Origin of the sequence: Anaerocolumna aminovalerica (assembly GCF_900115365.1) — a bacterium.
GTDB classification, from domain to species: Bacteria; Bacillota; Clostridia; order Lachnospirales; family Lachnospiraceae; genus Anaerocolumna; species Anaerocolumna aminovalerica.
In genome coordinates, this window is sequence record NZ_FOWD01000002.1 from 20,634 (window position 1) to 37,356 (window position 16,723).

The following is a 16,723-nucleotide window of genomic DNA, read 5'->3' on the forward strand; positions in this document are numbered from 1 at the left end:
ATATATATGTTACATATACCAGACTTCTTCACAACTGGTGGATATTGCTGTTGCTCCTGCCTTTAAGCTTTGCATAACATCTTCCTTGTCCATAATTAAACCGCCTGTGATAATCGGTACTTTTGTTTCTCCAACTATCTTTTTTGTAATCTTAGGCATAATGCCCGGTAAAATCTCAACAGCATTAGGATGCATGTCTTCAATGGAACTGATACCGGTTTCTAAGGACAAATGATCCAGCATAAACAGCCTTTGGATTACAAACATATTTATATTTTTGGAGGCTTTAACAAGGGTTGTTTTCGTTGTAATAATGCCATCCGGTTTAATATTATCGTGAATATATTGCAAAGCCAGTGCATCTCTTGAAAACCCGTCAATTAAATCTACATGTACATAGGATAATTTTCCTGAGTTTCTTACCCTTTCAATATACGATTTTATATTAAAAATATCCGATTTTAATATAAAAATAACCTCACAGGGAGACTTTATGGCATTTTCTAACTGATTGCTGTCTTTAATTGCCGCAATAATTGGATTTATTTGCAGCCTGTGATAGAACTCATTCTTCATGTAATCTCCCCCTGTTATAGATGATTTGTTTCACCTTAATATTTTTTATTCTATTACCAGTTTTCTAATTAATTGAGAAATTCCTAAACAAGTGATAACTAATTCACTGCTCTGCCCTCATAGATAAATTGACTTTCGAGAGTATGGAATGAAATAATATTATTCTATACTCTCGAAGGTGTGCATAACTATATCAGGCAAAGGGTCTATTTCTTCAATTTATTTTTCCCAGTCTCTTGATCTTTCTACAGCTTTATGCCATCCTGCCGTAGCATTTTCTCTCTTAGCTGCTTCCATGTCAGGAGTAAATGTTGTTGGTGCAATACCGCTGGAATTAATGTCATCCAAATCTTTCCAATATCCAACTGCCAAACCTGCAAGGTAAGCTGCACCTAAAGCTGTAGTTTCAATAACTGCCGGTCTTTCAACTGGTGTATCTAATACGTCAGCCTGGAATTGCATTAAGAAATTATTTGCACAAGCGCCGCCGTCGACTTTTAATGCCTGTAAACGGATTCCGGAATCTTGTTCCATAGCATTTAATACGTCATAAGTCTGATATGCCATGGATTCTAAGGCAGCTCTGATTAAGTGTTCCTTCTTTGCACCTCTGGTAAGTCCAACAATAGTTCCTCTTGCATATTGATCCCAATAAGGAGCGCCAAGTCCTACAAATGCAGGTACTAAATATACACCATTGGTATCTTCTACTTCTGCTGCGAATTTCTCAGATTCTGCAGAATTACTAATAATTCTTAATTCATCACGTAGCCATTGAATAACCGCACCGCCTACAAAGATACTTCCTTCCAGTGCATATTCCGGTTTTCCGTTATAGCATGCAGCCATAGTGGTTAATAAACCGTTCTTGGATTCCACCGGTTGGTTGCCTGTATTCATAAGCAAGAAACAACCTGTTCCGTATGTATTCTTAGCCATACCTTCTTTGCAGCATAACTGTCCAAATAAAGCTGCCTGCTGATCCCCTGCATCCCCCGCAATTGGTATAGGTGAACCAAATACGGTATCATCAGTTTCACCATATACTTCACTGGAAGTCTTTACTTCCGGAAGCATGGACGCTGGAATATTAAGTTCTGCTAATATTTCTTCATCCCATTTTAAATCATGGATATTATAGATCATGGTTCTGGATGCATTGGAATAGTCTGTCACATGAACTTTACCTTTTGTCAAATTCCAAATTAACCAAGTATCAATATTACCGAATAACAAATCGCCTTTCTCAGCTAATTCTCTTGCACCTGGAACATTTTCAAGAATCCATCTGATTTTAGTTCCCGAAAAATATGCATCCACAATTAAACCGGTTTTGTCTTTAATGATTTTATCAAAGCTTTTTGCTTTTAACTCATCGCAATATTCAGCCGTCCTTCTGCATTGCCAAACAATAGCATGATAAATAGGTTCTCCGGTATTCTTATTCCACACAACTGTAGTTTCTCTCTGGTTAGTAATACCGATGGCTGCCACATCTTCAGCTTCCAGTCCTGCTTTTGCTAATGCTTCTTTTGCAACGCCTACCTGTGTTCCCCATATTTCCATTGCATCATGCTCTACCCATCCTGCCTTTGGATATATCTGTGTGAATTCTTTTTGTGCTACTGCTACCATTTCTCCCTGTTTGTTAAATATAATACATCTTGAACTTGTGGTACCTTGATCCAATGCCATTATAAAGTCTTTACCCATGATTTACTCCTCCATTTTTCTTAATATTTTTAGTAGGTGTTCTTTTAGAAAATTAATGTGTATAACAGACCTCCAAGTAAGCCCCCAATGATTGGTCCAACTACTGGTATCCATGCATAGCCCCAATCAGAACCACCCTTTCCGGCAATAGGAAGAATTGCATGAGCAATACGAGGTCCTAAATCTCTTGCAGGATTAATTGCATATCCGGTTGGTCCGCCTAAGGAGAGACCAATGATTAAGATTAATAAACCAACTGCGAACGTTCCAAAACCATCTGCCATCTTAGTTTCCCCAAGACCAAGGATGCCAAATACTAACATGAACGTACCAACGATTTCTGTAATTAAGTTAGCACCAACATTTCTGATTGCCGGTGCAGTACAGAATACCCCAAGTTTTGTAGCCTTATCTTCAGTTTCTTTCCAGTGAGCAAGATATGAAAGCCATACTAAAGCAGCACCTACAATTGCACCGATAAATTGAGCCGCAATATATGCTGGTACTTTACCCCAGGCAAAATTACCTATAGCTGCCAATGCTATAGTTAAAGCCGGATTAAAATGACCCCCGCTAATTGGCCCAAAAATCCAAGCTGCAGTTGCAACTGCTACTGCCCATGCCATAGTTACTACTATCCATCCCCCATCTTTTGCCTTACTTTTGTTAAGCGCTACACCCGCTACAACACCATCACCCAATAAAATCAGGGTAGCTGTTCCAAGAAGTTCTGCTAAAAAAGTTGACATAAATACCTCCTATTATATATTATTTTTTATAATTAAATCTATGTACAAGCCTTTGCACATAGACATAATTTCATAAAAAAACTTATCAACAAAATATTTGTTTATTTTTATCGAAAAATCGCAAAAAGCCACTATTATAAAGAGTGTCTGCTCTTTATAATAATGGCTTCTCTTTTCTCCGCCTCAATATGAATTCTTTTCTTACTAGTCCATTATATTCGAAACATGTCTATAAAATACCTCTGAATGGACAAACAATTAATTTTTCAACGTTAGTTTTTTATTAGTTTTTTTAACTTATATTAGAACCACTAATTAACATTTTTAATAAGGATTTTCTATTATAAAATTGATAGATAAAGACATACTATATTCTATAACTAATGATTTTAAACAAAAATACAGAAAGGGATGGTTATATGGAAAATTATTTAAATCACCCGGAAGTACCAATCGGTTTAGGAATGGCTTTAGCAAAGAATCCTGCCGCAATGAACCATTTTTCTAATCTGGATGTTGAGGGTAAGAGACGGATTATTGAGCAAACCCACTCCGTTCGTTCCAAAGATGAAATGGACTCTCTTGTATCACATATTACAGATGGAAACAGTTTTCGATAAAAAACAAATGACCATAATCTAATGAATTCCTTGATTGATAGAAATAAATGAGATATACTTGTTTACAAGTTTATCTCATTTATTTTTATTAAAGGAGCCGGCTATGAAAGAAATAAATTCCATGTATCCTTCTGATAAGAAGGAGTGTTATTCATTAATACATTCACAATTAAAATCCATTTTGGAAGACGAACCACATGTCATTCCAAACTTAAGTAATACTTCTGCCCTTCTAAATGAAGCTTTAACAGATATAAATTGGGTAGGATTTTATCTTATGCATAATAATGAATTACTTTTAGGGCCTTTTCAGGGTAAAATTGCATGTGTACATATAGCAATTGGTAAAGGTGTATGCGGAACTGCAGTTTTAAAAGACGAAACCCAATTAGTACCGGATGTTCATCAGTTTCCCGGGCATATTGCCTGTGACAGTGCCTCAAGATCAGAAATCGTAATTCCCATTCATAGTGATGGAAGGATTGTTGGTGTATTGGATATAGACAGCCCTGTTACGGAAAGATTTGATGAAGAGGATAAAGAAGGATTGGAAGAAGTTGTTAGAATATTAGAAACAGGCTGTAGTTGGAAGGGTTCTATTTTTTTTGATTAAAAGCCTGAAATAATTCAGGTTAAGGTGGATAAGAGTAATAGGACAAATAATTCTAATCTAGCAACTTTTTATGTTTCAGAGAAATATTTTTTGAGAACAACTAACTTTTCAATAATTAGATTTTTGAGTGATATGGGTTGTATGGATAAAATATTTTCACCGTAACCTATAAAGTAGTTTGTAATAAAAGATTCCTCTCCTTTGTTATAAAAGCCTCGAATAAAATATTGACCGTTTTCTAAGTAAAGTTTCATCTTTCAAAGATGTAGCCAATATATTCGCAGACTTTGAAAAAAACCTGAATGGTAAAACCGTAACTTTTATACCTACCGCAAGCGTAGTAGAAAAGGTTGTCTTTTATATAGACGCGGGAAAAAAAGCACTTGAGAAATTAGGTCTAATTATTGATGAGTTAGAAATATCCACAGCTACCACTGATCAAATAAGTGCCAAATTAAAAGGTAACGATTTTATCTATGTAACAGGTGGCAATACTTTTTACCTGTTGCAAGAGCTAAAAAGAACCGGAGCAGATAAAATAATTATCGAGGAAGTAAATGCAGGCAAACTCTATATCGGAGAATCTGTAGGGGCAATAGTTACAGCAGCGAACATTGAATATGTAAAGGGAATGGATAGCGTTAAAAAAGCCCCGGACTTGGTAGATTTTAAAGCTTTAAGCTTAGTGGAGTTTTACACAGTACCCCATTATACCAATCCGCCTTTTAAGAAAATTGCTCAGAAAATAATAGATAGCTATTCTTCCACTTTGAATTTATCTCCCATTAGTAATAACGACGCTATACTGGTTAATAACAACGAAGTTAAAACCGTAAGGAATTAAACTTTAAAGTTTCCTTAGAAATGGGAGAATGTTAGATATGTGGGTGAAATGTCGAAACAGGAAAAAGAAAGTGCCGCAACCCTGCCAAAAATATGGTATCTATGCGGGTTTGCGGCATTTTACACTGCTTTGTAAACTTTACAATGGGTAACCTATACTAATAATGGAATCTCTTAATAATTGTTTGCAAGCTTTGGGCTAGAACTGCCAACTCCTCACTGGCATTTGCAATTTCATTCATGGATTGCGTCTGAACTTCCATAGCTGAGGAGGCTTCTTCTGATGAGGCGGAATTCTCTTCTGCAATGGCAGAAAGATTTTGTAAGGAATCCAGAATTTGATTTTTCATCTTATCCATTTCTTCTCCAGAAATCCTTAATTGCTCAGCGGTATGAATAACAACCTTCATAGCAGCATCGGTTAAAACAAACTCCTCTTTACTGTGTTTAACACTTATATTTTGTTCTTCAACAATGGAGGATACTCTTTCAACTGAATTTACAGCATTCATTGAATTCTTGTGTAATTCTAAAACAATATTTTCAATTGATTTTGCTGAATTGGCAGACTGTTCTGCTAATTTTCTAATTTCCTCAGCTACCACTGCAAATCCTTTACCTGCCTCTCCTGCTCTGGCAGCTTCTATAGCAGCATTTAACGCTAACAAATTCGTTTCTTCTGCAATGGAATCGATAACATTACTTGCTTCACTAATTTTAAGAGAACTTTCATTGGTTAATTGTATTACCCGGTATATTTCTTTTGTTTCGTTGCTACATTCTTCTGTTATTTTCAGCAATTTCTCAATTTCACTAATACCTTGGTTTACTGCAATTGAAACCTTTCCTGCCTCTTCATTTAAAGCGACAGCTTTCTCATAATTACTGCTGATTACATCTCCTAATAGAATGGCTTTGGCAGATCCATCTTCCGTATTTTCTGCCTGCCAAGAAGCTCCATTAGCGATTTCCTCTACTGTTTTTGTTACTTCATCAATAGCTGTAGCTGCATTTTGTGATGTTGCTGTTAACTCTTCCGATGAAGCAGTTACTTGTTCAGATACAATATTAACTTCCGATATTATTCTTCTGAAATTACTTATAATACCTTCTACTGCATTTGCAAAGATTCCTATTTCATCTTTTTTCTTTAGAAGTTTTTTAGGAACTTCTTTCGTTATGTCCAATTGAGAGATTAATTTTAAATGTACTGCTACTTCTACAATAGGTGTGGTAAAAGACTTACCAATTAAATAAGTGAATAGGATACTTACTATTAATGTAATAATAATTATAATTCCATTGGTGCGAACTAAACCAGGAATACTTTTTAAAACTTCATCCTGATTAGCAGTAAGCACCATAATCCATTCCGTATTTGGCACAGAAGAATATCCAAAATACACTTTTTCGCCTTCTAAAGTATATTCACTAGTTCCTGATTTTTCCTGAATGATCTGTTTCGTAGCGAATGCTTCTGATTGTTTACTTTCATCTTCCTTGGCTAAATTAATAGCATTGTATTGGCTAAGAACCTTATTCCGATCGGTATGGGCAATTATGGTTCCCTCTGTATTTATCAAATAAGAACTTCCCTTTTCACCATATTTGATATCATCGGTAATATCACTTAAGGTATTACCGTCTCTTCGGCCTAATAAAGCACCTACCACATTACCCTCATATTCAATTGGGGTGGCAAATATTAAAATTACCGTATTGGATTTAAAGTCAACAGAAAAGCTTAATATTTTTTCTTCTCCTTGCAATGCTTTTCTTAAAGGATCTGATTCTTGTATTTGAGTTGTGGTTCCACTGGAATACTTAACTTTTCCATCGGGTTCCATTACTCCCAAATCATGAAATTCCGTTGATTCCAATTGATCACTTAAAATGCGTTTTTGTTTTTTCCAATCCATATCTTGAATATCATCAAGGGAAGCTATGGTTTCTAACACCTGTGTTTCTTTTTCCATTCTGCTGTAAGTGGTGTTGGCGGCTTCTTTTGATAAAGCAACCAGGGATTTTTTTGCCTCTTCAGTTACAGTATTTATACCTAGGAGTATACTAATAATTCCAATGGCCGAGGATGATATTAATATTAGAATGGAAAACCAAATTATAAGTTTTGTTTTAATTGATTTCATCATTTGCATAATCACCTTCACAGTATATGTAATGCATAACCTTGATTCTGGCGCTATAGCGTCTTTTCATTCTGTAATGTAAAGCACTTTAGAGGCTGTTACATACTTTAACATGTAGCAGCCTCTTATTTTGCTTATAAAATAATTTTGTTAAATTATTATACCAGGGCTGTTTGAAAAATCATTGCCCCAATCTGTATGCCCCACTTTGCGGTATATTTGCCCCAAATTCGGTTGGCGTAGCCCACTACGCCGCCCTTATTCGGAACAAATCTCCCACAAAGTGTGACACACACCTTGGAATAAGCATTTTTCAAACACACCCTAGTTATTCTTTTTCATATCCAAGAAGTATTCGTAAGCTTCTTTGTCAGTAGCATTTTTATGCACAATCATGCCAACTGCTCCAGCCATAGCTGCTGGATCAAGACTCTGGAATATGTTACGTCCCATGTCAATACCTGCTGCACCTTCAGAAATTGCACGATAACACATCGTTAACGCTTCATTTTCCGGTAATTTTTTTCCGCCGGCAACTACTATAGGTACCGGGCAAGCCGCAGTAATTTCTTCAAAGTCTTCACAATAATATGTTTTCACAATATGTGCACCTAATTCAGGCAGTATACGGGTTGCTAATTTAAAGAAACGGCCGGTACGTTCCATTTGTTTTCCAACTGCAACAACACCCATTGTTGGAATCCCATATTTTATACCTGCATCTACTGTTTTACACAGATTATCTAAACTTTCTTTTTCACCATCTGCACCAACAAAGGTTTGAACCGCCATACAAGCCGCATTCATACGAACAGCATCTTCAATACTTACACCAATTACTTCATGGCTTAAATCATCTTTCAGTATAGAGGAACCGCAGCTAACACGTAAAGCTACTGCTTTACCGGTGCTGGGTGATATACAGGTACGAAGTGCTCCCCGGGTAGCCATTAATACATCTATATGGTCAAGTACCGGTGGAATTACTAAATCCAGCCTTTCAAGTCCTGCGGTGGATCCCATAAAGTATCCATGATCGAAAGCAAGCATAACAGTACGGCCGCTTTCCGGATTAAAGATACTTGACAAACGGGTTTTCATACCCCAATCTACATCTGCCATTCCTTTTACATAAAATCCCCCTTGCTTAGCAAAAGGTTTATCAACATGGTAGTCCTTTGCAACTTTTAAACCATCTACATCTGCCATATTATTTTCCTCCTTAATTTATATTACAAAAAGAATATATCTTTATGTTTTCATAATTTACAATTTCAGTATAACCTTTCGGTTTAATTTGTTCTTCTTCCAATTTTCATTAATATCTTTTCTACCTTATTTTACTGTTAACTTTAAGATTTTCTAATTATTATTGCCAAAATTAATTCTTACTGTTGTTTTAAAATTAAATTTATCTTAATAACTTAATGAAGCTTTATGAAAGATTCTAACTTTTTAAAACCTCCAAAAAATCAGTATAGAAAAAACTATATTACAAGCTAAAATATATGAGCTTTTGCCTGATTTTTTGGAAAGGTTTTAATGAGGGATTAATATTAATAACATCCTTCCTGTTTGTTTCAATAAAAGAAGTTTCCCAGTAAGTAATTCCAATATGAAATAAGTTTAAACCTGTATTGGAAATACTTAAAAAGTTACATTAAAATACTTTACAATAATTAAAATGCACCTTCACATTTCAATCAAAAATCGTAATTATCCATGTTATTAATATCAAATACGGTTCTTTCAGGCAGTAATACAACGCCGGAATCATCTGCTGTATACGCTTTCGGATCTAATACTGTATTAGGCATAACCTCTACTGTACCGATTTCAGGAATATCAATCTTGTCCCCGACTTTAAATGTATTGCCGGCTGCTAACCAATAAGCAAGATAGGTTCCCATAGCACCTTGTATTTGGCAATCCCATAATCCCCATCTTTCAATGATACCTGCACGGCAGTAATCTTTCATGGAGTTTGGAGCTGCAAAGCCTGTAATAACAACATCTTTAGAAGTTAAACCAAGGTTTTGTGCTGCCTGTGCCTGACCTGGTAAAGCAGTTGAGTCATTACAAATGATAGCTGTAATATCCGGATGTGCAGTTAATATTGATTCACCAACAGAAATTGCCTTTTCAGCATCTTGTTCGCTGTAATAATTATTGGGTGCTACATTGGTCCAGTTAGGGTATTTTTCTTTAATATAAGCTTCACCTGCTACCTGCCATGAGTTCTGGTCAGCAACTGTAGCTTGTGAATAATGCCAAGCATATGTAATTCCTTCTGCATTTGGATCTTCCATGCCTTCTGCTGCCATATCAACTAACATCTGTCCTAATTGTTCCGGAGTTCCCTGTGAAACCATTAAAGAACGTGCATCACCACTAACATCAGAGTCCCAGGTAACAACTGCAAGTCCTGCCTCTTTTGCTTTCTTCATTGCTGCATCCAATCCTGTTGCATCAACGGAAGATACACATACACCATTTGATCCTTGAGAAATTGCATTGTTAATAATGGCTACCTGGTTAGCTACAGAAGCTTCCGGATTACCGTCATATTTAACAGAATATCCACCCACTTTTTTTGCATATTCCTGAGCCCCAACATTTGCAGATTCAAAGAATGCATTACCTGATAACTTTGGAACGAATGTAACTGAAATATCACCTGATTTAGTTTCTTCGCCTCCGCTTGATTTTGTGTCTGCATTGGTTTCTTGTGAACTTGTTTCCTTTCCGGCACCTGATTCCTTCTTACCACATGCACTTAATAATGTTGCAGCCATAGCCGCACAGATCAGAACACTTAGTAATCTTTTTTTCATCCCTTTTCCTCCTCAATACATAATATAGTTTTTATTATTATAAAAATATAATAACCCAGGTTCCGGTGCTTTAGCACCATGGCATCATACTATGCCCTTTTCAATAATTTATTCACCTTTCTCATTAACCCCTGATTACAGGAAATCGTTCTGGCAGCAACTGCCACTACTAACAGTAATCCAATGGGAATGTCCAAATATTGTGTAGGTAAACCTGCCATAACTAAACCAAATCTCATAATACCAATTACAATAGCCGCCAAAGCGGTTCCGATAACTCCTCCTTTTCCTCCTAAATTGGAGGTTCCGCCAAGAACAACGGCAGTTATAATTGGAAGGGTTAATTCTTTACCTAAATCAGCCCTTGCAGATCCAAGATAACTTGTTAATACAATACCTGCTGCTGAAGCACTCATACCGGATAAAATGTAGGTACTCATAATAATTAATTTGGTTTTAATACCGGAATATATGGCGGCATTTCTATTAATTCCGCATAAAAATACATACCTGCCATACTTCGTTTTATGTAAAAGAACATAACTAAGCACAATTAGAACTATAAAAATAATAACCTGATTGGGTATTCCAAGTATGCTACCGGAAGCTAATTTAATAAAGGAACTTGGGAATCCGCTTATCCCTTCAAAAGCACTTGAGGAGGATAAGTTTACTACTGCAAGGGCTAATCCCGAATATAAGAACTGCCCTCCTAGTGTAACAACCATAGCCTGAACTCCGGTAAAAGCTACCAAAAACCCGCTTATTGCACCGCAAAGTCCTCCTAATAAGATTGCAACAAATACAGCTGCCCATATATTTAATCCTGCATCCTGCCACAATACCCCCAGGGTGATAGAGGTTAATCCAACGATAGAGCCGGCTTGAATATCCATTCCCCCTGTTATCAGTACAAAAGTAACAAATAAAGATATAATACATATGGATATAAAGTCGTTAATACTTCCAAGTAAAACTTTTGCCTGCAAAAACTTTGGATTCAGCAAACCAAATATGATAATTTCCGTGAGCAGTATTAAAACCAGTGCACTCTCCCAACGAAACAATTTATTCTTCCATACTTTTTTATTCATTGCTTCCACCTCCCACCTCTTCTAAAGTTCTTGCTGATAGTCGTTTCCTTCGGGCCTTTTCAGCTAAGCGTCTCTGAATTAAGGAGTCTGCAACTACAATCACAATAAGCAATATACCTGTTATTGTATTATCATAGTCTGATGAAAATTGTAAAAATACTAATACACGGCTAATAGATGACATAATAACAGACCCTATTGCTGCGCCAATTACCGTTCCTACCCCTCCTGTTAAGCTAATACCTCCTAACACACATGCTGCAATTGCTTTCATTTCATATCCGTTCCCTGCAGTAGGTGTTACAAAACCAACCCGGCTCACATACATAAGACCTGCTAAAGCGGCAAATATTCCGCTTGTTATGTAGGCAGCTACTTTGGTTCCTTCAACAGGAATTCCAATTAAAGTTGCTCCTGACACATTATCTCCCACCGCCGCAAAATATTTTCCTCTTTTCGTCTTAGAAAGTATCAGATGTACTACTGCTGTTAAAACTATAACCCCCAACAGAAAATAAGTTAAAGTTCCCATAAAAGTAGCTTGTGATAATGATTTAAAATCAAATGGAACATTTTCCACCCATTTTCCGTTGGTATACACATATATAGACCCTCTGACCACACCATTTACACCCAAAGTCATTATAATAGAAGGAACTTTAAATACCGTAACGCCTATTCCATTTATGACACCTATTATTACTCCCACTGCTACAGCTGCAGCAATTGCTATTCCCCATGAACTTCCGTTTCTTAATAGAGTTGCAGATACTGCCGCAGATAATCCTAAAGTGGCACCAATGGAAACATCAATCTCACCGCTGAGTATTACAAATGCAATACCCACAGCCATAAGAATATAAACAACACTGCCGTTAAAGGTTAAGAAAAGATTCTTCGTTTGTAAAAATGCCGGATTCACTGCTCCAACAATTAAAAACATAGCAATTAGAAACGCGAGGGAGGAAATTTCTCTGGCTTTAAAAATCCTATTCACCAATTTCATGATCGTTACCCTCCTCGTATACTCCAAATGAAGCAGCAGTCAGATTATCCAAAGTAATCTTTTTCTTATTAAACCGATGGTTAATTCTTCCCTGATACATAGTAACCACCCGGTCACTTAGTTCAACAATTTCTTCAAAATCAGAAGAAATTAATAATACTGCCACTCCTTGTTTCTTTAATTGATTAATGATTGCATATACATCACATCTGGCACCTGCATCAATACCTCTTGTAGGTTCATCCAGTATTACAACCTTTGGTGATGTTGAAAGCACTCTTGCTATAACCGCTTTTTGCTGGTTACCACCGGATAGCGAACCCATAATTTGATCCTGTCCGGTTACTTTTATTCTAAAATCCTTTATATATTTATCTGCTAAATTCTTTTCTGCATTGGTATTTAGAAAGAACTTACTGCTATTTCTAAGAAAGGCAGAAGATATATTAATTCCAACTTCTCCGGTTTTAAATATTCCATTCAGATATCTGTCCTCCGGAACATAATTTAATCCTTTATCTAACACCTGCCTGGTGGAAAGACCTGTTATATCTTTACCATCTAAAAGTACATTACCGGATTTCACTTCGTCCATTCCAAAGACCGTGGTGGCAAATTCTGTTCTGCCTGCACCTACTACACCGGCTACCCCTAGAATTTCACCGGGATAAACTTCTAAGTCGATATCCCTGAATCCATATCCGCTTAAACTTTTTACCTCAAGTACCGGTTCTAACTTCGAATATTCTATCTCATCTTCTGATTTTTCAGTATTCTTAATCTTAGCCTCAGAAGGAAGCAAGCCTTTTATTAAATCCTCTTTGGTAAAATTAGTAACCAGTCCCTTTAGGGTAATCATTCCATCCCGCATAATAGCAACATGGGTAGCTATCTCAAAAACTTCTGTAAGCCGATGGGTTATGTAAAATATGCATATTCCCTTTTTCTTTAAGTCTTCAATTAATTGGAATAAAGATTTTATTTCATTAAAAGTTAACGATGAAGTAGGTTCGTCTAATATAAGAATATTTGCATTTCGTAACAATCCTCTTACTATTTCAACCAGCTGCTGTTCTGCAATGGATAATGTATTGGCTTTTCTGTCCAATCTGATCTCCCATCCTAGCTGACTCATAATATCCACAATTCTGGTATGTAATTCTTTCTTTTTATCAGTAAACCCTATGGCAATATTTTCTTCTACTGACATATTTGGAAATAACATTGGTTCCTGAGGTACTAAATAAATGCCATGGGCTAAAGCAACAGAAGGTTTTGACATATTTACTTTTTCACCGTTAAGGTAAATAGTTCCCCCATCCGGTTGATAAATTCCCATAATAATCTTCATCAACGTGCTTTTTCCTGCTCCATTTCCACCAATTAAGGCTATTACTTCTCCTGAATGAACATCTAAATCAATTCCTTTTAACACGGAATTGGAAGAAAAGCATTTACAAATACCCCGGATTGATATCATCCCATTGCTAATAGGTGGTTCCCCAATTGTTCCCATTTTGCCTCCTCCTATCTACTTGCTAAAACAATTTATACATTAAAAAACCGTTACATTTGTTTGGCTATGTATATTTTGTTTGCTATTACGTCTCAATAATAATCCATTTTAAATCCATTGTCAATATATAATATAACATTTTTGATTAATAATTTTGAAATAACATCAATGTTTATTGTGATTATTAATAATTGCCGCAATCCCTTCTTATATTATGTTATACAAATTAAATAACACTTTTTCTCATAGCGGGAACTTTTACTGTTATTTTGTTTTTAATGTTTATAGTTTATTATTGACATTTTATTTGCATACTGATATACTGTATTTGTAAGTTATCAAATGTTTAGCATCATAACTTTTGATATTGTAAATTTGTTTCAAGTTACTTTTTTATAACTAAATAAGTAGTGGGAGATTCTATATGGATAAAATGGAAAAAGAATTCGAAGAAATACTAATGGCCAAGGTCGCTTGGTATTATTACATGGAAGATATGACCCAGCAAAACATTGCAGAACATCTGGGCATGTCCCGTATGAGGGTTATTAAGCTTTTAGAAAAAGCCAGGAAAACCGGTATTGTACAATTTCAAATACGTTCCAATCAAAGTAAAAGATTAAATTTAGAGCGTGAATTAGTCCAAAAATTTAATTTAAAAGATACTTATATAGTACCAACAAATCCAAATAAAGACGAAATCAATGAGACCATAGCAAAAGGTGCCGCTATGTATATAGGTAATCGAATAACCGACAATTGCTTTATTAACTTCGGTTATGGGGATACACCATCAAGAACTTTAAATCATTTAGCATCCAATGTGGACTGCGCTGTATCCTATGTATCCTTAACAGGAGGAGTACACTACTATTTACCAAATGCCCAATCTAATATATTCAGCGCTAAACTTTATTTAATGCCATCGCCCTTAATTGCTTCATCGCAAGAAATGGCCGAAGCCATTAAGAATGAGACTTCCATACAAGAAATTTCAAATATGACAAAGTTGGCAAGTATGACAATCGTAGGAATTGGTGCAATGAATGATAATGCAACTATTATTAAATCCGGCATACTAAGCCAGAATGATTTCCTTTTATTGAGCATGAAGGGAGCTGTAGGTGACATACTTTCTCATTTCATAGATAAGGATGGAAACCTGATAGAAAACGAATATGAATCCCGATTAATCAGCACATCATTACCTACCATAAAGGAACTTGATAATGTAATAGGCGTTGCGGCAGGAGAAAATAAAATACCCGCAATCAGAGCCGCATTAAAGGGCGGTTATATAGATGTACTTATTACAGATGAAGATACTGCTCGAAACTTAATAGAACAAAATTAACAACTTGGGGAAAACGTGATTCTTGTAATTCTGACAAATTATAAATCTGTTAAATATAATGTTAATTATGATTAGGAGGTATATATATGGGTAGTAGCAAATATTTAATGGCCATTGACGCCGGTACAGGAAGTGTCAGGGCGGTAATATTTGATACGGATGGTAATCAAGTAGCTGTATCCGCCAGAGAATGGGAACATAAAGAAGATCCCCGTTTTCCGGGTTCTATGGATTTTGACTGGGTTTACAATTGGCAGCTTACTTCCTCCTGTATCAAAGAAGCGATTGGGCAATGGGGCATTCATCCTCAGGACATTGCAGCCATATCCACAACTTGTATGAGAGAAGGCATTGTTTTATATGACAAGGACGGAAATGAAATATGGGCATGTGCTAATGTAGATGCCCGTTCTAATGATGAAGTTATTGAATTAATCAATAAATCCTCTGCTTTAGAGCAGGATATTTATAAAGTATCCGGCCAGACATTCGCACTGGGTGCTCTTCCCCGTATCCTTTGGGTCAAGAACAAGATGCCTGAGATTTATGAGAAAACTGCTACGGTAACAATGTTCAATGATTGGTTGATTTTTAAACTGACAGGAGTTTTATCTGCAGAGCCCAGTAATGGTTGTACAACTGGTATTTTTGATTTGAAAAGCAGAATGTGGGATACATCCATTGCTGAAAAATGCGGTTTGCGAACAGATATTTTCCCTAAAGTTTACGAAAGCAGCTCCATTGTAGCTTATGTAACTAAGGAGGCTGCTGCTGAAACCGGATTAACGGAAGGGATTCCTGTAGTTGCCGGTGGCGGAGATGCGCAACTTGGCAGTATTGGAGTAGGTGTTGTGTCACCAAACCAAGCTGCTGTTTTCGGGGGAAGTTTCTGGCAATATGAATTTAATACTGATAATGTAAAAACAGATGACCAGTGCCGTGTAAGGGTTAATTGTCATGCAATACCCAGGCTCTGGCAATATGAGGCCTTAGCCTTTTATCCGGGCTTGATTATGCGTTGGTACAGAGATGGATTTTGCCAGTTAGAAAAACAAAAAGCTTTAGAAACCGGAAAAGATGCTTATGAATTTATGAATGAAGAGGCAGTAAAGATTCCGGCAGGTTCTTATGGTATGCTATGTACCTTTTCAGATGTTATGAATTACATATGTTGGAAACATGCTGCACCTGGATTTACCAATTTTCAGATAAATCCTGAAAAATTCAACCGTTTCACTTTTTACCGGGCAATTATGGAGAATGCTGCAATGGTGACAAAAGGCAACATGGATTTAGTATCCCAGCTTACCGGAGTGAAACCATCTGAAATCATCTTTGCATCCGGTGCTTCTAAAAGCACCTTATGGTGTCAGATCGTGGCTGATGTTTTAGGCTTGCCGGTACATGTTCCGAAAGTAAAGGAAGCCACTGCCCTTGGAGCGGCTATATTAGCAGGCATTGGTGTTGGAATTTATGAAGATGTGGAAACCGCAGCCAAAAGAATCGTTAAAATAGAGAATACATATCATCCTAATGAGGAAAATCATGCAATATACAATCATTTGTATACGAACTGGAGGGAAATATATTCTGCGCAGCTTTCTCTTAGTGACAGAAAGTTAACTAAGCATATGTGGAATGCTCCGGGAGTATAACAG

At 36.3% G+C, this 16,723-nt stretch carries 15 protein-coding genes; 5 read left to right on the forward strand and 10 right to left on the reverse strand.

The genetic code is table 11. The features are described 5' to 3' along the window. Positions 1-9 precede the first annotated feature (9 nt). From BM183_RS01245 to BM183_RS01255, 3 genes are all read right to left on the reverse strand, one after another. Entirely contained in the window at positions 10-576 is a 567-nt protein-coding gene (locus BM183_RS01245; RefSeq protein WP_091683815.1) for a glycerol-3-phosphate responsive antiterminator, read from the reverse strand. 219 nt (positions 577-795) lie between these two features. Further along, a complete protein-coding gene (gene glpK, locus BM183_RS01250; RefSeq protein ID WP_091683817.1) occupies positions 796-2,289 on the reverse strand; it encodes a glycerol kinase GlpK in 1,494 nt (497 codons plus the stop codon). 44 nt (positions 2,290-2,333) lie between these two features. After that, positions 2,334-3,038, reverse strand: a complete 705-nt coding sequence (locus BM183_RS01255) for an MIP/aquaporin family protein (protein ID WP_091683819.1) — start codon at positions 3,036-3,038, stop codon at positions 2,334-2,336. Between the two features lie 419 nt (positions 3,039-3,457). Between BM183_RS01255 and BM183_RS01260 the strand changes: the two genes are divergently transcribed. The 3 genes from BM183_RS01260 to BM183_RS01270 all read left to right on the forward strand — a co-directional run bounded on the left by BM183_RS01260 (position 3,458) and on the right by BM183_RS01270 (position 5,115). Beyond that, positions 3,458-3,658 (forward strand): hypothetical protein, encoded by a 201-nt coding sequence (locus tag BM183_RS01260; RefSeq protein WP_091683821.1) that lies wholly within the window; start codon positions 3,458-3,460, stop codon positions 3,656-3,658. 103 nt (positions 3,659-3,761) lie between these two features. Next, on the forward strand, positions 3,762-4,271 hold the full coding sequence (locus BM183_RS01265) for a GAF domain-containing protein (protein WP_091683823.1): 510 nt from the start codon (positions 3,762-3,764) through the stop codon (positions 4,269-4,271). Positions 4,272-4,497: 226 nt separating this feature from the next. Beyond that, entirely contained in the window at positions 4,498-5,115 is a 618-nt protein-coding gene (locus BM183_RS01270; protein ID WP_091683824.1) for a peptidase E, read from the forward strand. Positions 5,116-5,272: 157 nt separating this feature from the next. Here the strand turns inward: BM183_RS01270 and BM183_RS01275 are convergent, their stop codons facing one another. The 7 genes from BM183_RS01275 to BM183_RS01305 all read right to left on the reverse strand — a co-directional run bounded on the left by BM183_RS01275 (position 5,273) and on the right by BM183_RS01305 (position 13,711). Beyond that, positions 5,273-7,264: a methyl-accepting chemotaxis protein gene (locus BM183_RS01275; protein WP_242960794.1), complete on the reverse strand. Its 1,992-nt coding sequence runs from the start codon at positions 7,262-7,264 to the stop codon at positions 5,273-5,275. 155 nt (positions 7,265-7,419) lie between these two features. Continuing rightward, on the reverse strand, positions 7,420-7,584 hold the full coding sequence (locus BM183_RS21430) for a DUF6783 domain-containing protein (protein ID WP_422664681.1): 165 nt from the start codon (positions 7,582-7,584) through the stop codon (positions 7,420-7,422). Position 7,585: 1 nt separating this feature from the next. Continuing rightward, positions 7,586-8,470, reverse strand: a complete 885-nt coding sequence (gene lsrF / locus BM183_RS01285) for a 3-hydroxy-5-phosphonooxypentane-2,4-dione thiolase (RefSeq protein WP_091683828.1) — start codon at positions 8,468-8,470, stop codon at positions 7,586-7,588. A gap of 494 nt (positions 8,471-8,964) precedes the next feature. Then, the gene (locus BM183_RS01290) at positions 8,965-10,095 is read right to left on the reverse strand and encodes a substrate-binding domain-containing protein (RefSeq protein ID WP_091683830.1); all 1,131 of its coding nucleotides are present in this window, start codon (positions 10,093-10,095) and stop codon (positions 8,965-8,967) included. Positions 10,096-10,184: 89 nt separating this feature from the next. Then, the gene (locus tag BM183_RS01295; RefSeq protein WP_091683832.1) at positions 10,185-11,189 is read right to left on the reverse strand and encodes an ABC transporter permease; all 1,005 of its coding nucleotides are present in this window, start codon (positions 11,187-11,189) and stop codon (positions 10,185-10,187) included. Beyond that, complete coding sequence (locus BM183_RS01300; protein WP_091683834.1) at positions 11,182-12,195, reverse strand: ABC transporter permease; 1,014 nt, start codon at positions 12,193-12,195, stop codon at positions 11,182-11,184. The genes BM183_RS01295 and BM183_RS01300 overlap by 8 nt, the downstream gene beginning before the upstream one ends. Continuing rightward, complete coding sequence (locus BM183_RS01305) at positions 12,179-13,711, reverse strand: sugar ABC transporter ATP-binding protein (protein ID WP_242960796.1); 1,533 nt, start codon at positions 13,709-13,711, stop codon at positions 12,179-12,181. The genes BM183_RS01300 and BM183_RS01305 overlap by 17 nt, the downstream gene beginning before the upstream one ends. A gap of 424 nt (positions 13,712-14,135) precedes the next feature. Here BM183_RS01305 and BM183_RS01310 point away from each other — a divergent pair, with 424 nt between their 5' ends. Both BM183_RS01310 and lsrK read left to right on the forward strand, forming a co-directional pair. Next, a complete protein-coding gene (locus BM183_RS01310; protein WP_308742042.1) occupies positions 14,136-15,065 on the forward strand; it encodes a sugar-binding transcriptional regulator in 930 nt (309 codons plus the stop codon). Between the two features lie 86 nt (positions 15,066-15,151). Continuing rightward, positions 15,152-16,720, forward strand: a complete 1,569-nt coding sequence (gene lsrK, locus BM183_RS01315) for an autoinducer-2 kinase (protein WP_091683836.1) — start codon at positions 15,152-15,154, stop codon at positions 16,718-16,720. The last annotated feature ends 3 nt before the right edge of the window (positions 16,721-16,723 follow it).

Bases quoted from the DNA above. Each gene is read 5' to 3' on its own strand.
- BM183_RS01245 (WP_091683815.1), bottom strand. From the start codon at position 576: ATGAAGAATGAGTTCTATCACAGGCTGCAAATAAATCCAATTATTGCG.
- glpK (WP_091683817.1), bottom strand. From the start codon at position 2,289: ATGGGTAAAGACTTTATAATGGCATTGGATCAAGGTACCACAAGTTCA.
- BM183_RS01255 (WP_091683819.1), bottom strand. From the start codon at position 3,038: ATGTCAACTTTTTTAGCAGAACTTCTTGGAACAGCTACCCTGATTTTA.
- BM183_RS01260 (WP_091683821.1), top strand. From the start codon at position 3,458: ATGGAAAATTATTTAAATCACCCGGAAGTACCAATCGGTTTAGGAATG.
- BM183_RS01265 (WP_091683823.1), top strand. From the start codon at position 3,762: ATGAAAGAAATAAATTCCATGTATCCTTCTGATAAGAAGGAGTGTTAT.
- BM183_RS01275 (WP_242960794.1), bottom strand. From the start codon at position 7,264: ATGATGAAATCAATTAAAACAAAACTTATAATTTGGTTTTCCATTCTA.
- lsrF (WP_091683828.1), bottom strand. From the start codon at position 8,470: ATGGCAGATGTAGATGGTTTAAAAGTTGCAAAGGACTACCATGTTGAT.
- BM183_RS01290 (WP_091683830.1), bottom strand. From the start codon at position 10,095: ATGAAAAAAAGATTACTAAGTGTTCTGATCTGTGCGGCTATGGCTGCA.
- BM183_RS01295 (WP_091683832.1), bottom strand. From the start codon at position 11,189: ATGAATAAAAAAGTATGGAAGAATAAATTGTTTCGTTGGGAGAGTGCA.
- BM183_RS01300 (WP_091683834.1), bottom strand. From the start codon at position 12,195: ATGAAATTGGTGAATAGGATTTTTAAAGCCAGAGAAATTTCCTCCCTC.
- BM183_RS01305 (WP_242960796.1), bottom strand. From the start codon at position 13,711: ATGGGAACAATTGGGGAACCACCTATTAGCAATGGGATGATATCAATC.
- BM183_RS01310 (WP_308742042.1), top strand. From the start codon at position 14,136: ATGGATAAAATGGAAAAAGAATTCGAAGAAATACTAATGGCCAAGGTC.
- lsrK (WP_091683836.1), top strand. From the start codon at position 15,152: ATGGGTAGTAGCAAATATTTAATGGCCATTGACGCCGGTACAGGAAGT.